Source organism: Streptosporangium sp. H16 (assembly GCF_051918855.1).
In the GTDB taxonomy this organism is placed as follows: Bacteria; Actinomycetota; Actinomycetes; order Streptosporangiales; family Streptosporangiaceae; genus Streptosporangium.
In genome coordinates this window covers 1-672 of sequence record NZ_JBPXMD010000133.1, presented here as the reverse complement: position 1 = coordinate 672, position 672 = coordinate 1, and the positions used below count along the sequence as shown (strand labels likewise).

The window sequence follows — 672 nt, the reverse complement described above, 5'->3', positions numbered from 1 at the left end:
GAGTGTGCATTCCTGCGCAGAAGGAAGCGTCGACTGTTTCTAGTGTCCGTGGTGTCCGAACGGCACGACCCCTCACCACCCGCACAGGAGCATGACGATGAGCACCACGCGCACCCTTCTCGCCGGAGCGGCCCTGGCCGGTTCCCTGCTGGCCGGCATCGCCGCGGCCCCCGCCGCCTCCGCCGACACCGCCACCGGCACCGCCGCCTCGGCCACGGTCGCCACGCAGCAGGCACAGACCTCCGGCAAGCACTTCTTCGGCCCCTACTACTCCGGGTACGGCCGCGGCGAGGACTTCGCCCACCGCTCTTACTTCAAGGGCTACTGGACCAAGGACAACGGCCGCTACTGGTTCTACGGCGACCTGTTCGACCGTGACCGCGACCGCTCCTACAGCTACGTGTGGTTCAAGTGGCACGACCGCTTCGGCTTCCACACCAAGGTCTTCAAGACCCGCGGCCACGGCGACATCGACCGCTTCGGCGGCTTCAAGAAGAGCAACGGCTTCGACGACTTCAAGATCCGCGTCTGCGAGGGCACCGACAAGTTCGACGACTGCGGCCGCTGGGGCGACGCCTTCTAACCCCCTCCCGCACACCGACCCGACACCGACCCGATCGGTCTCCCACGCTCGAACCCGGCCGGCTCCCCAGGGGGCCGGCTTCGTGCTGT

Annotated in this window: 1 protein-coding gene; it reads left to right on the top strand. The window is 67.7% G+C overall.

Going from position 1 to position 672, the window contains the following annotated elements; translation table 11 throughout:
• Positions 1-97: 97 nt before the first annotated feature.
• Complete coding sequence (locus tag ACTOQ2_RS44015) at positions 98-583, top strand: hypothetical protein (protein WP_440108006.1); 486 nt, start codon at positions 98-100, stop codon at positions 581-583.
• Positions 584-672 lie beyond the last annotated feature (89 nt).

What these genes read in the sequence shown, in the direction of transcription:
- ACTOQ2_RS44015 (WP_440108006.1), top strand. Translation starts at nt 98, where the DNA reads ATGAGCACCACGCGCACCCTTCTCGCCGGAGCGGCCCTGGCCGGTTCC.